The sequence below is a fragment of the Terribacillus saccharophilus genome (assembly GCF_046592895.1).
Lineage (GTDB): Bacteria > Bacillota > Bacilli > Bacillales > Amphibacillaceae > Terribacillus > Terribacillus saccharophilus_D.
Map to the genome: position 1 here is coordinate 248,510 of NZ_JAWVPU010000004.1, position 19,283 is coordinate 267,792.

The 19,283-nt window shown below is 45.1% G+C and carries 14 protein-coding genes and 1 riboswitch; of the genes, 5 read left to right on the forward strand and 9 right to left on the reverse strand.

What is annotated here, in order from left to right; genetic code table 11:
- Positions 1-217 precede the first annotated feature (217 nt).
- The gene (locus tag SFC66_RS14050) at positions 218-6,046 is read right to left on the reverse strand and encodes a lamin tail domain-containing protein (RefSeq protein WP_411219367.1); all 5,829 of its coding nucleotides are present in this window, start codon (positions 6,044-6,046) and stop codon (positions 218-220) included.
- A 154-nt stretch (positions 6,047-6,200) separates the two neighbouring features.
- A complete protein-coding gene (locus tag SFC66_RS14055) occupies positions 6,201-7,088 on the reverse strand; it encodes a LysR family transcriptional regulator (protein WP_411219368.1) in 888 nt (295 codons plus the stop codon).
- Between the two features lie 106 nt (positions 7,089-7,194).
- Here SFC66_RS14055 and SFC66_RS14060 point away from each other — a divergent pair, with 106 nt between their 5' ends.
- On the forward strand, positions 7,195-7,965 hold the full coding sequence (locus SFC66_RS14060) for a sulfite exporter TauE/SafE family protein (protein WP_411219369.1): 771 nt from the start codon (positions 7,195-7,197) through the stop codon (positions 7,963-7,965).
- 37 nt (positions 7,966-8,002) lie between these two features.
- On the opposite strand, the gene SFC66_RS14065 is transcribed toward SFC66_RS14060, so the two are convergent.
- The 5 genes from SFC66_RS14065 to SFC66_RS14085 form a co-directional block, all read right to left on the reverse strand.
- Positions 8,003-9,898: a PrkA family serine protein kinase gene (locus SFC66_RS14065; protein ID WP_411219449.1), complete on the reverse strand. Its 1,896-nt coding sequence runs from the start codon at positions 9,896-9,898 to the stop codon at positions 8,003-8,005.
- Positions 9,899-9,995: 97 nt separating this feature from the next.
- Complete coding sequence (locus tag SFC66_RS14070) at positions 9,996-11,018, reverse strand: HD-GYP domain-containing protein (RefSeq protein ID WP_411219370.1); 1,023 nt, start codon at positions 11,016-11,018, stop codon at positions 9,996-9,998.
- A gap of 49 nt (positions 11,019-11,067) precedes the next feature.
- A riboswitch (cyclic di-GMP riboswitch) is annotated at positions 11,068-11,153 on the reverse strand.
- Positions 11,144-11,446, reverse strand: coding sequence for a helix-turn-helix domain-containing protein (locus SFC66_RS14075; protein WP_411219371.1), 303 nt, complete (start codon positions 11,444-11,446; stop codon positions 11,144-11,146). (Overlaps the previous riboswitch by 10 nt.)
- Before the next feature lie 138 nt (positions 11,447-11,584).
- On the reverse strand, positions 11,585-12,058 hold the full coding sequence (gene trmL / locus SFC66_RS14080) for a tRNA (uridine(34)/cytosine(34)/5-carboxymethylaminomethyluridine(34)-2'-O)-methyltransferase TrmL (RefSeq protein WP_411219372.1): 474 nt from the start codon (positions 12,056-12,058) through the stop codon (positions 11,585-11,587).
- Between the two features lie 55 nt (positions 12,059-12,113).
- Complete coding sequence (locus tag SFC66_RS14085) at positions 12,114-12,965, reverse strand: amidase domain-containing protein (RefSeq protein ID WP_411219373.1); 852 nt, start codon at positions 12,963-12,965, stop codon at positions 12,114-12,116.
- Between the two features lie 245 nt (positions 12,966-13,210).
- Here SFC66_RS14085 and nfsA point away from each other — a divergent pair, with 245 nt between their 5' ends.
- Positions 13,211-13,960, forward strand: a complete 750-nt coding sequence (gene nfsA, locus SFC66_RS14090) for an oxygen-insensitive NADPH nitroreductase (protein ID WP_411219374.1) — start codon at positions 13,211-13,213, stop codon at positions 13,958-13,960.
- Positions 13,961-14,061: 101 nt separating this feature from the next.
- Here nfsA and queG read toward each other — a convergent pair whose 3' ends face one another.
- Positions 14,062-15,210, reverse strand: a complete 1,149-nt coding sequence (queG, locus tag SFC66_RS14095) for a tRNA epoxyqueuosine(34) reductase QueG (protein ID WP_411219375.1) — start codon at positions 15,208-15,210, stop codon at positions 14,062-14,064.
- A 275-nt stretch (positions 15,211-15,485) separates the two neighbouring features.
- Between queG and dat the strand changes: the two genes are divergently transcribed.
- Positions 15,486-16,349, forward strand: coding sequence for a D-amino-acid transaminase (dat, locus tag SFC66_RS14100; RefSeq protein WP_411219376.1), 864 nt, complete (start codon positions 15,486-15,488; stop codon positions 16,347-16,349).
- 101 nt (positions 16,350-16,450) lie between these two features.
- Here the strand turns inward: dat and SFC66_RS14105 are convergent, their stop codons facing one another.
- Positions 16,451-17,092 (reverse strand): TVP38/TMEM64 family protein, encoded by a 642-nt coding sequence (locus SFC66_RS14105; protein WP_411219377.1) that lies wholly within the window; start codon positions 17,090-17,092, stop codon positions 16,451-16,453.
- Positions 17,093-17,403: 311 nt separating this feature from the next.
- Here SFC66_RS14105 and murA point away from each other — a divergent pair, with 311 nt between their 5' ends.
- Both murA and SFC66_RS14115 read left to right on the forward strand, forming a co-directional pair.
- The gene (gene murA, locus SFC66_RS14110) at positions 17,404-18,684 is read left to right on the forward strand and encodes a UDP-N-acetylglucosamine 1-carboxyvinyltransferase (protein WP_411219378.1); all 1,281 of its coding nucleotides are present in this window, start codon (positions 17,404-17,406) and stop codon (positions 18,682-18,684) included.
- A gap of 90 nt (positions 18,685-18,774) precedes the next feature.
- Entirely contained in the window at positions 18,775-19,281 is a 507-nt protein-coding gene (locus tag SFC66_RS14115; protein WP_411219379.1) for a metallophosphoesterase family protein, read from the forward strand.
- Positions 19,282-19,283 lie beyond the last annotated feature (2 nt).

Sequence of the window (19,283 nt, forward strand, 5' to 3'; positions counted from 1 at the left end):
TCCCAATATACCGTAACCAGATAAAACTTACAACTAAAATGAGAAAATATTTAAAACGCTTTCTTTGTTGATATAAAGGGGTTTATGCAAGTCGCCTTCATAAATATCATCATTTTGAAAGCGTTTTTACATTTTGGTTTCAAGAAGAAAAAAACATTGCTTTTTTTAATTAAAAAAGAAGATAACTGGAAGGATTTCTTCCAGTTATCTTCCATTCTCATTTGTTGGTTGTCCTCTTCCTATTGAACCAATACAACGCACCGCCAAAGGCGATGATTGCTGCCCCTAACAATATATAGTTGAATATAGGGCTTGCTGTTTCAGGCAGTATACTGCCGAATGGTGTCGATTTAGATTTATTTGAATCAATAGGTGTAATTGTTTTATCCCCATTCCCTGTCTGCTGGTTCACAGGTACAGTTGTCTTTCCTTCTTGCCCATCCTTCCCTGCATCGTCTCCTTCATCTAAAGGCAGCGGATCCTCTGCATTCCCGGAAGGAGGATTTTCTTCTTTATCAGCAGGCGGATTTTCTCCACCATCGACGATTGGATCTGACTGCTCATTCTCATCATGAGGAGGAGTTTCCGCAGGTGGCTCATTTCCATTATCCTCTGGTAAAGGAGCTCCGCCATTTGTGGTGAATGTCCACAGATCCGATTTCGTTTTTCCACCATGGGAATCTTCCGCAACCGCATACCAGGCGTACTCATGGTCAGATGTCAATCCTTCCCATGTAACGGAAGCATTCTCTCCACTTTTTACATTTTCGGCTTTCCCGATTTCCTTTGTCCCGAAAACATTCACTTCCACATAGTTGGTTGCCACACGTTTCTTCTGTGCATCCAATTCGAGTCCGATGGAGAATTCATCTACGCCAGGAAACTCTTCTTCATCATAGTAATTGTAATCTCCCATGTATGGAGAATACGTTTTTACCTTGATTTGGTCGGTTTCAGCATCGAAAAGCAAGATGCGCATGTAGCCTTGGCCGCCTTCTGGACCTGCTTGATAATCGGCGAGCATTTGATAAACTTTTCGATCTGTTGCTCCATCCCCATCGTCATCTATTTCATCAACGAGCATATCGGCTGCATGGTAGTGACCGCATAACACTGCAAACACATTTTCATTATCCAGCACAAGCTCCTGATAAAGCTTCTCTCCGATTGGATGACGATTACCGGAAGAAAGCAAGTATTCATGGAAGTTCAACACTGCTTTGCGGTCTGGATGTGCTTTCAGCACCGAGTCTGCCCATGCAATCCCCTCATCATCGATACCCCAGCCGAGATAGACCATGATATAGTCATTTCCATTGGAGGAAATCAGATCATAATGTCCTCTGTTATTCTTATAAGAACCACCATACCAAGGCTTATCCTTAAAACGGTCCTCTCCGAAATAGCGATAATAATCCGCATAGTCATTGCTCTTTTGTTCCACATCATGATTCCCTGCCAAGACACCGTAAGGAATATTGGCATCTTCCAGCACTTTCATCGCTTTATCCGCAGTTTCCCATTGGTATTCCTGATCTGAGAAGTTCACGATATCACCAGTATGGAAAACATAATCGATATTGTACTTATCTTTATTCTCTGCAATCCAATTCACTTGATCGTTGTAGATATGCGGATAGCTTTCGGAATAATACTGTGTATCGGACATCCATACGAACGAATAATCATAATCTTCTTCCTCGATCGCAATCTCATCCTGAATCAAGACGTTGATTTTATAATCTTTCACAAAAGTATCTACATCCACCGATCCTTGCAAATCAAAATCTTCATCCCCGGCTACTTTATAATCGATCAGCTGCCAATCTTCTTCTTGGTGGTCCCAAGCATACATGCTGACCTTGCGACCTGGCAATGAATTACCGCTCCAATTGACCTCGACGACATTTTTATCGTCGACATCCTTGGAAACCGGAACCTCGAAACGATGGTAAGGGAATTGCGTTTCGCTGTCATTGATTAAGTATTGATCATCCACATCGGCTACCTTTTCGATATCCCCACTGCTGAATGCTTCTTCCCCTTCGGGAGCATAGTCAGATGGTGGCTCATAATCTGCTGCATTCTTGAATGCTTTGATGTCACTATCTTGGCTGACTTTGTACTTATGCCCCTGATAGAAAGTAACATCCATATCATCGCTGGTAGGGTCAGTCACTTTTACTTCAAGTTCAGGGTTTTTCCCGACATCCCCAGCTTCATCTTCCGGTTTGATCAATTCCGGAGCAACTGGATGTTCTTCCGGTGTAGAGAAAGTGATGGTTTGTACTTCTTCATTTCCGGCTTTATCAGATGCCCGCAAAATAAGCTGATGTTCACCTGCAGGTAAGCTTGCAGATGACGTTTCATATGGAAGCTCGATTTCTTTTCCGTCCAATTCAGCTGTCAAGCTGTCCAGACCGCTCAGAGCATCCTCTGCACTTGCTTCGATCGTGAATGGTCCTTTATACGATTCCCCATCATTCATGGATGTTTCGATTACAGGTACAGTATTATCGACCGTGACAGACACTTTATCGGATGATTCGCCGTCTCTTGCTTCAACGGTATGTGTGCCATCATCAACAGTTGTCGTATCCCAATTGTACGCGTGAGCCTGAAACTTTTCAGGATCAATCGTAAAGGTGAAATCTTGAACTGGTCGATAATTCCCATTGTCGCCGATATCGATCACTTGATCTGGATCGGCAAATGCAGGGTCATACAGAACAGTTCCATCACCTAATACAAGCCGGACATTCTTCGCATCAAAGTCATCGCGGTTTTCCGGGGATTCCAGCTGGAACGGTGAAGCTTTGTTACCTGAATGAATACTGATGGTGTTCGCTCCAGCCTTGAGCGTATTTGGATCGATCGGAACGGTGATGGTCGTATATGTTTCGATCCAATCATCGAATATGTGCAGTACTTCGCCATCCTGCACCACAGCATTCTGGAAATATGTGTTGATGCCATTCACATCATATGCGAAGTAAGCTTCTGTTTCCAATGCACTGTCCGTCTGCTCGACTTCTTCCCCGTCGATGAATAACTTCGGATCCGCTGTATCGGATGTTGCTTTAAGCTTATACGTACCGGAGAGCAGCTGCCCTTCCTCAACATTGAGCCTTGGGCTTGTTTCTTTTTGGTCGCGTTCAATGCTCACCCGCTTTGTATCCGTCTTTGATTCATTGACGCCATCCGTTGCCGTCACATAATATTCCACATAGTCTTTCGCTATCAATTCTGGCGTATAAATAGTGTGATGATAGTAGCCTGTCTGCTCGTTTTTAGTTAGATCAACCTGTTTGTAATCACCATCATCTGTTCGATAAAATACCGATACTCGTTTCACTTCTTTATCGTCAGTAGCTTCTGCTGTAATCTGTAAGTCTTCTGTTTGGCTGACTGTTTGCTGTTCCGTCAGATCCCGCACTTCCGGTGATGCCGCATCCTCTTCGACTTGTATTGGTTCACCTGGGACTTGTTCGGAAGAGACACTTCCCGGAGTACCGAGATTGGTACCAGCATTCAGCTTGAGCATATTCGTTGTGCCATCGAGCGGATATTTATAGTTGATGCCCATATTGGCAGCAGTATCCTTGACGCCTTCTGTATCGTTATATGTTGCCATCGCCACAGTATTGCCTGTCTTGGTCGCAACCCCGACTCCACGCTGACTGCCGTTGGCCATCCCCCCTGAACTTACTTTGAACAGATTCTCACCAAGCGTGAGGTTCGTGCCATAATTCGCGTTAAAATCATCGGCAGTCAATTCTGTATTGGACCCATTGATGATCCAAAAGACAGCCGTTTCACCAGGCTGTATGACCGGACTTTCGTCAGGTCTCCAATTGGTCACTCGATTATCCGGATACACATATGGCAAATCATAGTCCTGCATATCGACTGGTGCTGTGGAATTATTGTAAACCTCGATGAATTCATATCCATCAGCGCCATTCACATTGGAAGAATCCGGAACCAACTCTGTTACCAATAAAGAAGGAAGCGCTGTAAAATCGGTATCCGGCTCTTTCACTCCCACTTTGAACGTTTCTGTTTTGGCAGTGTTGAAACCATCGGATGTTTCGATGTAGTATTCCATTGTGCCAGCTTGCAAATCAGCAGTGGGGATTTCCACTGCATATGAATCTTCTGTTTGCTGCATACTGTATTGCTCATAATCTTCCATACCGGCTTTTTTGAGATACAAAGTGACATGCTGAATGAAATTCTCTTCCTTAATCGATGCTTCGATTTGAAGTGGATTTGGAATGGACACAGCATTCACAGGTTCATGTGTGATTTCAGGAGCAGTGTCATCTTTTTCCACATTGACTGGTTCAGCAGGGACTTGTCCGCTAATCAAACTGCCGGGTGATGCTTGCTGCTGGAGCCCCACCTTTGTCATCTGTGCCGAGCCGGAAGCTTTGTATGTGATGCCTTGATTCGGATGGGTATCATCCATCCCTTCTGTGTCATTATAGCTTGCTGCCGCAAGCTGTGCGCCGCTGTCAGCTTGGATGGCAATCGTACGTGCAGACCCGTTTGCCATACCGCCATTATGGATCTCGATCACTTGATCATCTGACAGCTGGGTTTGATAATGTTGATTGAAATCCGCAAGTCCAAGCGATTGGTTGGCATCATTCTTGATCCAGATGACCGCGGTCTCTTTTGGATCCAGTGTGATATCACGATCGATATCCCAATCTGTCTGCCTACCGTCTGGATATTGATAAGATAATTTATGATCCTGCAAGTTCATCGGCTGGTCGGAATTGTTGTAAACTTCGATGAACTCATACGCATCGGAACCACTGATATTGTCACTATCAGGAACAATTTCAGTAATAAGTGCCGGTGGCTGCGATTGTGAATCGGTTGCAGACACAGCTACTTCCATGCTCTGAAAACCATTGTCGGGAAAACGAAGCTGCTGCTCCTCGCTCATCATTTCGATACTGTATTGGAAAGTTGTACTCCAAAAGGCTTCTTTTGGGACAACCGCTTCCCAGCTTCCATCACCTTTATCGGCCATGTCCACTTTCTGTTCAACCATGCCCGGGGCAGTGACATAGGTGAGAACAGCTTTCTCTGCCTTCCCACCCTCCATAGAAGCACGGATTGTCAGATCACTGCCGCTATCGTGTGTTCCAATCGCTTCATGGACGATAGCAGGCCGCTGCTCTTCTGCTTGTTCGGATTCATCCTCTGCCTCAGCCTGTTCTGTATCTGCTTCAGCTTCTTCTTTCTCCGTTTCAGGTTTTTCTTGTTTTTCTTCAGCTGGCTCCTCTTCCCCTTCAGCTTGCTTTTCATCCTCTTGATCTACAGCTTCGGAATCAGCTTCTTCTTTCTCAGGTGCTTCTCCACTCGGCTTTTGTTTCCCTTGATCAGCAGGCTCTTCGTCAGCTTCCTGTCCCGGAGCATCAGGCTGTGATTCTTGCTCTTTTACTTGTTCGTTTTGTTCAATCATTTCTGAACCTGGTGATGGTGCGGCCAGGATGGTAGGTGTTTTCTGGTCATTTGCAAAGTGGATGCTTTCTGTCTGCTCCACATCTTGAAAGTGGAATACAGATACTGAGGTTTGATCGGTTGCAGTGTCTGAGATGGATATCTGCTGCTCGCCGTCTTGGAATATGTAGGGTTCTGCAGCATTGGTGAATGCTGAATCCGTCAGCTCGGTTCCGAAATGACCGTTGAATGTTTCAACTGTCGCTTCGTTGTCCAAGGCAAGGACCGCATAACCACCTGCCGGTATTTGCTCATCTTGCTCTTGGGTGAGGATCTTCTGTTCTTTATCGGTTGTGTATGTAAGCTCAAGATCTTTCCATGATTTTGCTTCCTTCGTTCCATTATGTACTTCAATAAAAGATAACCCTTCGGCACTTTGCTTTTCACTGCCATACACTTCTGTTATGGAAACCTTCTCTTCCCGCAGTTTGTCTTCGGCCTTTGCAACTGGAATGGATGCCGGCACCACTGCTTGCATCAGCAGTAGGCACACGCTGAATCCGGCTGCCACTCGATATGGACGTTTCATCAAATTCCTCCAATCTTTTATCGGGATTGTCCTCCCGCATTCATTCTAAAAGTTATGTATTAAGGATTCATGAAGAGGTCGTAAATTATTGTTATGAAGCTTCGACAAATTATGCGAAATGTTTAACAAAAAAAATAAAGCGATATGAATCGCTTTATTTGGAAAATGCTGTTGCATACGTGACCAGCTGTTCGATAAAATGTTCGCTGGCTGGTGAACGCACACTGTTTTCCCGCCATGCTACCCCGATTTGCCTCTCCGTCGGTTCAATGAGAGGGATGCTTCTGACATGATGCATATGGAGAGTCTCCAAGGATGGCAGCAGCGCTATACCTTGTCCAGCAGCAACGAAACCCAATATGGTCATCATATCCTCACTTTCGAATGCTATTTTGGGCTCCAGACCATATTTTTCGACAATCTGTTCGAACATCACCCGGGCACTGTATCCTGGCCGTATCAGTAGGAATGGTTCCTTTTCGATCTGTTTCAGTGCCAGTACCTTTTCATTTGCCAGCGGATGCGTAGTGGATACATATACATATAACTGATCTGTCCACAGTTTCCGCCACGTCAGCCCTTCCGCCCGGGAATCGACATTGCAGATACATAAATCCAGTTTACCTTCATTCAGCAGATTGATCAGTTCTTCTGTGGAACCCTGATTCAGGGAAAATTCCACCGACGGGTAAATTTCTTTGAAATGCTTCAGCAAACGCGGGATATGCTGAAGTCCTTGCGAACGCATGAATCCGAGTGTAATTTCCCCATAATGCGGATCCTTCATTTTGCGTATTTGCTTTTCAGCCTTTTCCATCTCCTCCAAAATCCTCACAGCATGTGTATAAAAAGCATCGCCATATCTGCTCCGTACAATGCCCCTGCCCCGCTTTTCGAACAGCTGGACACCAAGCTGTTCCTCCAGCTTCTGAATCGAACGGCTCAATGCCGGCTGCGAGATTGCCAAGGCCTTAGCAGCCTGCAGATAATGCTCGCGTTCGGCTACTTCCTTAAAATAAACCAGCTGTTGCCATTCCATCATATCACCTATAACCTTTCTGCATTAATTATATGTTTTTTATGCATTATACAATATCATTTTACTATGATTAAATAAGGATACAACAAGAAATGAGGGAAGTAATATTATGGCTATCGAAATTATCCTTATCATGATTGCTGCTGGTCTTATCATTGGTTTTGTAGGTGCTGGCGGATCAGGATTCATCATCAGCATCTTGACTGTGCTGTTCGGTTTTCCAATACACGTCGCATTGGGTACAGCGCTTGCATCCATGCTGTTTTCATCTTTTTCAGGTGCCGTCAGTCATTACCGTGAAGGAAACGTGACATTGCGGGCAGGACTCATCATCGGGATCTTCGGCGCAATCGGCGCATTCATCAGTTCCCATTTTTCCGGTATCATACCGGAGGATATCCTGAACTATCTGACAGCCGGGATGCTCGTCCTTTCAGGTGTGGTACTTTGCATCCGCCTGATGCTGATGGGTAAACAGACAGCAAAAGAAAATACATTGACTGCATTCATTTACCAAAATAATATTGTATTCTTCGTTTCATCTGCACTGCTCGGTGTTTTAACTGGCGCATTATCCGGACTATTCGGGATTGGCTCTGCTCCATTCATTCAAATCGGCTTATTGATGCTGCTTGGATTCTCCGCACAAAAATCTGCCGGTACAACAATGATGATCATCATTCCGATTGCGCTGGCAGGAGGCGTCGGTTATGCACAGCTTGGTTTCTTGGATATCAAGCTTTTGTTGGAGGTAGTTGCCGGAACAATGATAGGCTCGTATATCGGTGCTAAATTCACCAAACGTGTACGCCCGGTCTACTTGAAAACAGCAATGGTCCTGCTCCCCATCTTTGCAGGATTCATGCTTTTATCCGCCTGAGAATACAAATAAACCGCCGGGATCCCGGCGGTTTATTTTATCTGTTCAGCAAACTTCCTACATAGCGGAGCAAGTCGTTTGCTGATGTGGAATTATAACCATATTCATCTATCAGTGTAGCGACTACTTCATTCATTTTCTTCAGCTGCTGCTCATCAGGCGTTTTGGTGGACGTTGTGATCTTCACGACATCTTTCAAATCTGTGAACAGTTTTTTCTGAATTGCTTCCCGCAGCCGTTCATGGGATTGATAATCAAACTTCTTCCCTTTTCTTGCGTAAGCAGATATCCGGATGAGGATTTCTTCCCGGAAAGCCTTCTTCGCATTTTCCGAGATGCCGATTTGCTCTTCGATCGACCGCATCAGCTTTTCATCGGATGAAATTTCGTCCCCAGTCAAAGGATCATGCAACTTTGTTTTGTTGCAATACGCCTCGACATTATCGAGATAATTATCCATCAATGTCTTAGCTGATTCTTCATAAGAATAGACGAATGCTTTTTGCACTTCCTTCTTGGCGATTTCATCGTATTCTTTCCGTGCTACGGCAATGTAGTTCAAATAACGTTCCCGATCATCCTTGGAGATCGATGCATGACTGCTGAGACCATCTTTCAAGGAACGAAGCACATCCAATGCATTGATGGAACGCATTTCTTTTTTGATGATCGTACTAGAAATGCGATTGATCACATAACGTGGATCGATGCCGCTCATGCCTTCATCATTATGCTCTTTTTTGAGTTCCTGAATATCCGCTTCGCTAAAACCCTCCAAAAGTTTCCCATTATATAGATGCATTTTCTTCAGTAAGCTGATACCGCCTTGATTCGATTCTTTCAATCGGGTAAGAATCGTGAACATTGCAGCAATTTTCAACGTATGCGGTGCGATATGGACATCTTTTATATCACTTTCAGAGATCATTTTCTGGTAGATTTTCTCTTCTTCATCTACTTTAAGATTATACGGAACTGGCATGACAATCATCCGGGAATGCAATGCTTCGTTCTTTTTATTGGCAATGAATGAGCGATACTCCGATTCGTTCGTGTGCGCAACGATCAATTCATCCGCGCTGATCAAGGCAAATCGGCCAGCCTTGAAGTTGCCTTCTTGTGTCAGGGAAAGCAGATGCCAAAGGAACTTCTCGTCACATTTGAGCATCTCCTGGAATTCCATCAGCCCGCGGTTGGCTTTATTGAGTTCCCCATCAAATCGGTAAGCTCTCGGATCTGATTCCGAACCATACTCCGCAATGGTGGAAAAGTCGATGCTGCCCGTCAAATCGGCGATATCCTGTGATTTGGGGTCTGAAGGACTGAATGTACCGATACCGGAGCGTTTATCCTCGGAAAAGAATATCCGCTCCACGACAACATCCTCTATTTTGCCATCATACTCTTCTTCCAAACGCATCACGTTCAGTGGAGAAAGATTCCCCTCGATCCGTATGCCATATTCCTCTTCAAAATCCTTGCGCAAATGTCCAGGGATCAAATGCAGCGGATCCTCATGCATCGGGCAGCCTTTAATGGCGTAAACTGCTCCTTCATCTGTCAGGGTATACTCCTCGAGACCTCGTTTGAGCAAACTGACAAGTGTGGATTTCCCCCCGCTGACAGGACCCATGAGCAATAGAATTCGTTTACGCACATCCAGTCGCCGAGCTGCCGGGTGGAAGTATTCTTCCACGAGCTTCTCAAGCGGCTCCTCGAGACCGAATAACGAATCTTTGAAGAAGCTGTAGTTTTTCACACCATCTTCTTCTTCAATGCCTTTATGCTTGATCATATTATATACACGGGAATGTGCAGATTGAGCAAGATAAGGCCGATCCTTCAACAAACGCAGATAATCAGAAAGCGTTCCTTCCCAGTGAAGCTTCTCTTGTTCCTGGCGATACTGCTGTACCTTATCCAGTATATTCATCATCCATTAACCTCCCAGGCATTGTTAAACAAATGGCGATTACCTTAATGTATGCCTGGGATTTCTCTATCATGCCAGCAATTCCATATCGCAGCTGTTACGGCTTTTGCTTCCATCCGATTTCCATATGTGCCTCGTCCGTGTACGTATCCATCATCACGTCATCGAGTTCGACCCCATTCATGTCGCTAGGGAAAATATGCATAAGCTGTGCGAGTTTTTTCACGATTTTCTTCGGATATGCGTCCGACATCTCCAGCATCAGCTGGATCGCTTCTGCAGCTGGCAGCACTTCCCGATAGGAACGTGATAATGTGAGGGCCGAGAACGTATCAACCACTGCCAGTATTTGCAAATCCACTCCCAATTCCGGCAAATAAGCACCATCAGGATAGCCTTTACGGTTCAAACGTTCATGGTGACTTCTGGCATAGCGCCCAAGCAATGGCTCACCCGCCTGGTTCAGAAGTGCTTCTCCTTTGATTGTATGCGTTTGTACGATTTCGTACTCCTCTTTGGACAGTGAGGTTGACTTATCAAGTATTTCCCGCGGTATTTCAACTTTTCCGATATCATGGAATAAATACCCGGTCGCACACAGGTCCAACTGGACGGCATTCATATGATATGCAACCATCGTTCCGATGACGAAAACGTCCAAGGAGTGGATGAATGCGTACGGATCCCGCTGTTCCAGAAGATGCCACAAACTGCTTCGCCCCATCGTCTTTAAGCTTTTCACATAAAGATCTTTCAGGAAACGGATACTTTCTTCTTCATATAATAATTTTCCATAGCGGTACTCAAATGCTATATAAGACAGGTTAGTATAAAAATGTTTCTCCATGCTGCGTTTATAGGTAGCTTGATGATCCGTTTCCATTTCCATCAGCTGTTTTATCATCCGCTGAAGACGATCTGATTTGCTGAAGAAATCACCTGCTGTCTCCTCTTTTGTTTCCACAATGGCAGATGGCACTTTATTTTGATTCAGCCGATCAAGTACAGCAGCCGTGATGACAGTTCCTTTATCCACTTTTGTTTTATCCGCTAAAACGATATCACTTCCAATGACATCACCCAGCAGTATATCTTGGATGCGTTTACGTTTAAAAATCAATTTCATTCTCCTTTAAAAAAGCTGTCACACCTGACAGCTTGAAATTCATCTTTGCAGCTGGCTGGCATAGAATTTTATCCCTTAGCCCCTGAAGTTTTGCGTAACTGCCTTTCAGCAGTGCTGCCCTATATGTAAGTAATCGTTTCCTGGCTGTGTCTTGCTTCTGATTCAAGGAGCTTGTAGTATTCCTCCCTTGTGGGCAGTAAATCCATCATTTCCAGATTAAGCGCATTCGCCAATTTACTGATTCCAACAAAAGAAATATTCCTTTTTCCATTTTCAATATCGGAGTAGTACGATCGATTAAAACCCGCCATGCCAGCCAATTCTTCTTGTGTCAGCATCTTTTTTTTCCTCAAGGAACGAATCTTTTTCCAAAATGCCTGTAGCAATAGCGTACAATCTCTCATATTATTCATGCCATCCATTATACCTTGTCATAACAGTAAATCCACCGGATATAAGTAACATTAGTATATTACTACCAAATGGAAGCGGTAAAAGTACTATTTTTTCCCTATTTTTCTATGTCTAAATAACTAAAAAAACTGCACATGATGTGCAGTTCAGGATAAACCATCAAAACGCTGCTGCCGAAGAGCTTCATAAATGATAATCGCTGCCGTATTCGATAGATTCAAAGATCGAACTTTATCTGTCATATGGATGCGCAGACACTGCTCCTCTTTTCCTACAAGCAAATCTTTCGGTATGCCCGTCGACTCGCGACCGAAAACGAAAAGTAAATCTTGGTCCGTATCGCTGAAATCAAAATCCGAATAATGCTTGGTACCAAAGTTTTCAATATAATAAAAGATTCCTTCCGGAAATCTTTCGTATAGCTCTTCTATGCTATCGTAATAATGGATATCCACGTCATGCCAATAGTCCAATCCGGATCTTCTCAGCATTTTGTCATCCGTCGAGAAACCGAGCGGACGAATCAGATGCAAAGCCGTATCTGTCGCTAAGCAGGTACGGGCGATGTTCCCTGTGTTAGCTGGAATTTCTGGCTGGAATAGTACGATATGTCTTGGCATATACTTTCACCTCTGCTTTTCAACTTTCAACCTTACCAGTATAGCACAGCAGAGGTCATTGCCCAATCTGGAAAAATTTATATACGACATTGTCTGTGTATGCAGGGGAATCCACATAAGCCCAGTGTCGCATCCGGCTATTGGCTGTATGAGCATTCACCAGCGGCTCACCTTGGGCGTTGCGGGCAACAACGATTGTGTTATGGTTGAAATTCCCGTCTCCTTCGAAATCATAGCAAATCACATCTCCTGGGCGAAGCAGCCTAGCATCAGCCACTTCCTTGCCGCGCAAACCTTGTGTCGATCCGCTCAAATACCAACGTAAGGCGTTTGCCACAGTGAAACTATAGCTCCAATTCTCTCCATTGAACCACCATCCTGAGTTCCGATCCGGCTCCCCGCGCATCGGTGCTCCGCCTGCCCGCAGACATTGCGAGACGTAATTCGTACAGTCGACTTCAAATTTCTTATAAGCAGGATTATAATCATTCCACCATCTTTCGGCATACTGCACAGCTGCTCGCCTGTCATAGTTGAACTGTCGGTCAAAATCCTCATCGTTGTTTTCGCGGACAACAAGGCCCGGCACATGCGGCTGGACAGCTTCCTCCACCCGCTCATCGTGAATGATCTGTCCTTCGCGCAGACGTGCTATGTGCGTATGCTCTTCTTCTTCGTGGTAGGTCGCATGTTGTTTATGGACGAGAAAAGTGGCACACATCCGATACGTGATGATATCTTCCTCTCCATCATGTTCTTCACTAAGGATGGTTCCTTCCCCGCTGATCTGTGCGACTTTCGCGCCGTCTTTCTCATGGAAGGATACCCTGTCGACTAGCCAGTTACCTGCTTTTTTCCCTTCAACTTCCTGCATCCAATAATCCGCCAGCAATTCATTCTTCCCCATCGTTATCCCTCCGATTCTTCCTTCGATATGACATGGCGTACCCACGCAGGAGGAGCAAACCTCCCACGACGAATAAAGATAATACAGTCATGAATGTTTCCATGCCCCCACCTCACTTGTATCTATGTAGAATCATGACAGTATATGCTTCCCGGACTTGTCTTCATTCGGTAATGAAAGCGCAAACATTTTTAGTTACAAATGTGACGATTTTGTGTATGCTTATAAAAAAGGGGGAGAATACGATGTCTGATGTCTTGCAAACCATATTGCGCCATCAATCAGTAAGATCTTTTACATCCGAGCAACTCTCAGAGGAACAAATCAAGGAACTCGTTTCCGCTGCACAAGCAGCATCCACGTCGAGCTTCCTTCAAGCATACTCGATCATCGGGGTAAGCGATCCTTTAGTGAAAAAGGAATTGAGCACCTATGCGGGCAGCCAGGATTATGTCGTCAAAAATGGTCATTTCTTCGTTTTCTGCGCTGATTTTTATCGTCATAAGGAAATGGCAAGCAATTTGCGGGCAGATATTTCCGAAAGCATCCAAGGAACCGAAGCTTTGCTGATCGGTACGATCGATGCCTCGCTTGCGGCCCAGAACCTAGCACTCGCTGCGGAATCGATGGGGCTTGGCATCTGCTATATCGGCGGTATCCGAAATAATCTGGCCGGTGTCTCGGCAAGTCTTGGCATTCCGGCACATGTATTGCCGCTGTTCGGCATTGCTGTTGGCTATCCCGAGAAAGTGAACGAAAGTAAACCTCGCCTGCCATTCGCCAGTGTTTATCATGAGAATAGATACAATGTCGATAAAGGCATGCTCAATGCCCAGCTAGAAGAATACGATCGCACCATCCAATCTTATTATGTAGATCGATCCAAGAACAGCCGTAAGACAACGTGGACCGAACAAGCTACGGATAAGCTCCGTATACCAAGGCGTGTGTATATGAAGGATTTCATCGAACAAAAAGGCTGGGCAAAACATTAGAAAGGCCGCTGCTGCGGCCTTTCTTTCATGAATGGACAAGTTAATATAAAAGTATGTGCTCAGTCTCTTTGAAAGTGAAAAAGGAGCCTTCCGCTCCTTTTTTAGTGTGTTTCTGCATATTTTCTTTCAAAATCAAGCCCTTTTTCCATCTCGTCCAGCACTTGGACATCCTGCTCTTTTTCCATCGCATTCCGGATCGCCTCAAAACCTTCAGGCAGGCCGATCTTGCCAACTGCCCAAGCAGCAGTTCCGCGGATGACAGGCCTCGGGTCATGATTCATCAGTTCAATCAAATCCGGTACAGCTGATGTACTTTTATAATGGGCGATTGCCAGGATGGCGTTTCGCTGAATCGGTTTCTTACCGCGCCATGAGCCGGATATCAAACCGAATTTAGCTTTGAATTCCTTATTTGACATCTTCAGCAATGGTTTCAGCAGTGGTTTTACGATTTCAGGATCCGGCTCCATTTCTTCATGTAAATGAAAGTCCATCCCTTTATTTTTCGGGCAAACAAGCTGGCATGTATCACAGCCATAAATCCGGTTTCCGATTTTGGTACGGAATTCATCGGGCAAGAAATCTTTTGTCTGTGTCAGATAAGCGATACACCGCTGTGCATTCAGCTGACCTCCTTGGACAAGTGCCCCTGTTGGACAGGAGTCGATGCATTTGGTACATGTACCGCAGCTATCCTCGACCGGTTCATCCGGCAAAAATGGTATGTTGGTTATCACTTCCCCAAGATACACATATGAACCGAATTCCGGCGTGATGACGAAGCTATTCTTGGCACTGAAGCCAATGCCTGCCCGCTCCGCCACGGCGCGGTCGGATAATTCCCCTGTATCAACCATCGACCGGTATGTGAAGTTTTCGACCCTTTCAGCTAGGAAGTCAGTCAATTTATTCATCCGGTCGCGCAGCACTTCATGGTAATCCATTCCCCAGGAGGCCCGGCAAAACAATCCGCGCGGTTCTTCCTTCGTACTCTTTGGTGCATGCTGCAGTCTGGAAGGATAAGCAAGCGCAATTGCGATAATGGATTGAGCTGATGGCATGAGTTTTTTCGGTTCTGTTCGCTCCTCGATCGTCCCTTTTTCAAAGCCTGACTGATAATTGTTCTCCTGCTGCTGCTTCAGCCTTTCCTTCAGCTCTTGAAAGACATCTGCTGTTGTGAACCTGATCTTATCTATCCCGATTTTCTTGCTGTATGCAATCAGCTCTTCTTTCAGCTGTTCTGTATCCATTATACGGCCTCCTTCCTATATTATCTTTTCCATCATTTACATAGTTAAAAACGCAATGCCTCGTTACGTTTAAAACGAGACACTGCGTTGGCTCAAGGGTAGTAGACAAGTGCATGACAAGCGAAATGATTACCCCGGTTTATAAATAGTATGTTAAGTAGTATAACAAGGTTTTTACATGCGTGCAACATTCTAAACCTAATTCGACAAATTTCTTGCTCCGCTGCTGCTTTTTACTTTGCTATAATGGACAGTAACAATGAGGAGGTATGGATATGAGCGTATACAGTCATGTGCTGACACAGGATGGAATCATCCCGAAAGAATCACTTTTGTATCCTTTCGAGGAAAGGGGATTGCAATTCGGGGACGGTGTTTATGAGGTTATCCGTATTTACCAAGGTTCCTTCGACTTGCTCGAAGAACATATCGATCGACTATATCGTTCAGCTGATGCAATCAGATTGAAAGTCCCATTTATAAAAACAGAATTGATTGCAGCACTCCAGAAATTAACTGCCACAAATGATGTCCGGACAGATGCAAAGCTTTATTTGCAAATCACTCGCGGATCCGCAACGCGCGAGCATAGTTTCCCTGATGTGCCAAGTAATTTCTATGCTTATATCGAACCGAGCAATCGGCCTGTCTCCTCCCTTCAGCACGGTGTACGTGCTATTTTGGCAGATGATATCAGATGGGATTTATGCTATATCAAAAGTTTGAACCTGCTGCCGAATATACTGGCAAAGCAAACAGCCAAGGAAAAAGGAGCATATGAAGCTATCCTTCATAAACAAGACACCGTCACCGAGGGCTCTTCTTCCAATGTATTCATGATCAAAGACGATATCCTTTATACACATCCTGCTACAGTCAACATCTTACATGGTTGTGTCCGGGCCAGAGTGCTGGAACTCGCTCAGCAAGCAGGTCTTCAGGTGAAGGAAACTGCCTTTCGCGTGGAAAATCTGCTGCAAGCCGATGAAGTATTCATCACCAGTACAACCAGCGAAATCATGCCGATCATTGAGATTGACGCAAAACAAGTCGGCAATGGAAAGCCTGGCAGCATCACCAGGATCTTGCAGCGCGCTTATGAGAAAGCATGCGGCATACATGTAACAGCTTTTGCTTGAGTACAAGACCAAAAGACAGCATTCTGCCTTTTGGTCTTTTTCTTTCCGCCCGACTGCTTCTTCCCTTTAATCCCATAAAAAAAGACAGCTCTCCGCTGCCTTCAAGTCAATATTTCCTTGATCTTGTCTCTTTTCCAAAACCCGATCAAAGCACAAATCAATATAATCAATACAATAATAGCGAGATACATATAATTCAAGGATACGATACTTGATCCGACCAGCGCATAAGTCATCGTGCCCGGAAGCACACCTAAAATACTTGCGGCCATATACTGCTTGAATTTAACTCTTGTCAGACCGGCAACATAACTGACCAAATCATAATTGAAAACCGGAAGCACCCGCATCACCAATACATAAAGAAAACCTTCATCATGCAGTTTCTGCTTGATTTTATCCGTCCGCTCCCCATACTTCTTATCCGCAAAGCGTTCGGAGAAAAAGTAAGCAAGTAAATATGCGACAATCGCCGCACCTGCTGAACCGATCAAGATGAATATGGTCCCTTTGATAAAGCCAAAAGCTAACCCGCCAGCGATCGAAAGAACAGAGGACGGGAAAAAAATGACAGGTTTCACTGTATAAATCCCAATGTAGATCAATGGGGAGATGATTCCGAATGAAAGAATCCATCCTTGTATTTGCTCAGGTGACAGTTCAATATGTTCCCGGACGAACCAAAATAGAAAAAGTACAAGCAGCCCGACAGCCGTGCCCTTGATGATCTTTTTTCCTTTCATGATAAGCCTGCCTTCCACGGTATAGTCCAGTCACTTTCATTGTAGCATAAAAGTCTGTTACCGCTAGTATATGAGACTTTCACTTGACAGGTTCAGAGAAAAAGGCAAAAACTGCATATAGGAATACTTATTCCCTATCTACTTCTTCGCTGATTAATGGTAAAATGGATTTTATGTGCATATGAGAGCAGATAAAAACGCTGAAGGCTCATCAGAAATAGTGGATTTCCAATATGCCAGGGATTATTCCTGTGCATCGATTCTTTTATTTCTGGCTTTCAGACTGGAAACTAGACAAGGAGAGTTATAGAGTGGACAATGCATGGTTTGAAGTCAGAAAAAGCGGCCCGCTGACCGGGGAAGTAACAATACCGGGAGCAAAGAACAGTGCGCTGGCGTTGGTCGCAGCAGGCTGTTTGACAGATGAGACGATTACACTACACGATATCCCCGCTATCAGGGATATTTTATTGATAAAAGACATTGCCGAAGATATCGGTTTGAATATGAAAGAAGTAGAGAAAAACACCTATGAGCTGACTGGAAAACATATCACTTCCGGAAAACTTGATTTGGCGAAAACGTCAGATTTCCGTGCTTCCTATTATTTCGTCGGAGCTTTACTGCATAAAGTCAAAACCGTCCAAATTGGTTATCCAGGCGGAGATGACTTCGGCTCCCGGCCGATCGATCAGCATGTGAAGGCACTTTCCGCACTTGGTGCTGTCTTTGATTTCAAGCAGCAGTATTATGAAGTATCGTGTGACAAACTGACAGGAGCAGAGATTACATTCGACGTGATTACATCCGGTGCTACAATCAATGCCATGCTTGCAGCTGTCAAAGCTGAAGGCCGCACAACATTCCATAATGCTGCCAAAGATCCGGAAGTGGTTGACTTAGCCAACCTCCTGAATTTGATGGGTGCAAAAATCAAAGGTGCCGGAACCGAGAAAATCACGATTGATGGTGTGGAATCCCTTCACGGCGGTATTGAACATACGGTCATTCCGGATCGTTTGATTGCTGGCGCCTTTTTGATGGCTGCCGGTGTGACAAACGGACGCATCACGGTGAAAAATGTCATCCCTGAGCATTTGGCAAGCTGTACGAATAAATTGATCGAGCTTGGCATGACCATCACGGAAGATGATGACAGCATGACAGCTTCAGGTACGGCACTGCAAGGAGCGCGAATCCAAACAGGCATGTATCCTGAACTCGCTACCGACTTGCAGCAGCCGCTGACTACCCTCCTCATACTGGCAGGCGGCCCCAGCACAATCCTGGACAAAGTATATCCGAATCGTAACGGACATGTGGGCGAACTGAAGAAACTTGGTGCCGATATTGACGTTGTCGATCATCAAATTGTGATCAACGGCAGTTCCAATCTGGAAGGCGCAACAGTGAAAGCACATGACGTGCGTGCGGGTACTTCCTTGATACTAGCCGGCCTTGCCGCTGATGGTGTGACCAAGATAACGGATATCAAACACATTCAGCGCGGCTATGAAGATATCGTAGGGCTGTTCACACAGCTTGGTGCCGATATCACACTGCATCAGCCTGAACATCAAATACAGCATTGATGATGACCGCTCCCCCTTCAGGGTGGGCGGTTTTTTATGATTGCCGCAATAGACATTTGGGTACTATGAGATTGTTAGGAGGAGAAGCTGATGCGGATCATCATCTTAGCTGATACCCATATGCCGCGCATGGCAAAAGTATGGCCGTCTGCACTGCTTCCCGATTTGCAGCAGGCTGACCATATCATCCATGCAGGAGATTTCCAGGATAGACGTGTACTTGATTCCCTTTCCTCCTTTGCTCCAGTCTCAGCTGTTTCTGGCAACATAGACAGCTCTGATTTGATCGAGGAGCTGCCCAAAAAACAACTGCTGACTTTTCATGGACTCAAGGTCGGATTGACTCATGGAGACGGAAAAGGAAAGACGACAGAACAGCGGGCAAGAGCGGGATTCGAAGGGGAAGCGATTGATTTACTGATCTTTGGGCATTCCCATATCCCTGTTCATAAAGAAGAAGATGGCCTTGTCTTCTTCAATCCCGGCTCTCCGACTGATAAGCGTCGGCAGGAGAAGTTTTCCTACGGGGAACTGATCGTGAATGAAGATGGTACATGGTCCCTGAGGCATATTTATTACGAAGATAAGAAAGGATGAGT

What these genes read in the sequence shown, in the direction of transcription:
- SFC66_RS14105 (WP_411219377.1), bottom strand. Translation starts at nt 17,092, where the DNA reads ATGAAAGGAAAAAAGATCATCAAGGGCACGGCTGTCGGGCTGCTTGTA.
- SFC66_RS14065 (WP_411219449.1), bottom strand. Translation starts at nt 9,898, where the DNA reads ATGAATATACTGGATAAGGTACAGCAGTATCGCCAGGAACAAGAGAAG.
- SFC66_RS14085 (WP_411219373.1), bottom strand. Translation starts at nt 12,965, where the DNA reads ATGGGGAAGAATGAATTGCTGGCGGATTATTGGATGCAGGAAGTTGAA.
- dat (WP_411219376.1), top strand. Translation starts at nt 15,486, where the DNA reads ATGAGCGTATACAGTCATGTGCTGACACAGGATGGAATCATCCCGAAA.
- queG (WP_411219375.1), bottom strand. Translation starts at nt 15,210, where the DNA reads ATGGATACAGAACAGCTGAAAGAAGAGCTGATTGCATACAGCAAGAAA.
- SFC66_RS14050 (WP_411219367.1), bottom strand. Translation starts at nt 6,046, where the DNA reads ATGAAACGTCCATATCGAGTGGCAGCCGGATTCAGCGTGTGCCTACTG.
- SFC66_RS14060 (WP_411219369.1), top strand. Translation starts at nt 7,195, where the DNA reads ATGGCTATCGAAATTATCCTTATCATGATTGCTGCTGGTCTTATCATT.
- SFC66_RS14055 (WP_411219368.1), bottom strand. Translation starts at nt 7,088, where the DNA reads ATGATGGAATGGCAACAGCTGGTTTATTTTAAGGAAGTAGCCGAACGC.
- SFC66_RS14115 (WP_411219379.1), top strand. Translation starts at nt 18,775, where the DNA reads ATGCGGATCATCATCTTAGCTGATACCCATATGCCGCGCATGGCAAAA.
- trmL (WP_411219372.1), bottom strand. Translation starts at nt 12,058, where the DNA reads ATGCCAAGACATATCGTACTATTCCAGCCAGAAATTCCAGCTAACACA.
- SFC66_RS14075 (WP_411219371.1), bottom strand. Translation starts at nt 11,446, where the DNA reads ATGGATGGCATGAATAATATGAGAGATTGTACGCTATTGCTACAGGCA.
- nfsA (WP_411219374.1), top strand. Translation starts at nt 13,211, where the DNA reads ATGTCTGATGTCTTGCAAACCATATTGCGCCATCAATCAGTAAGATCT.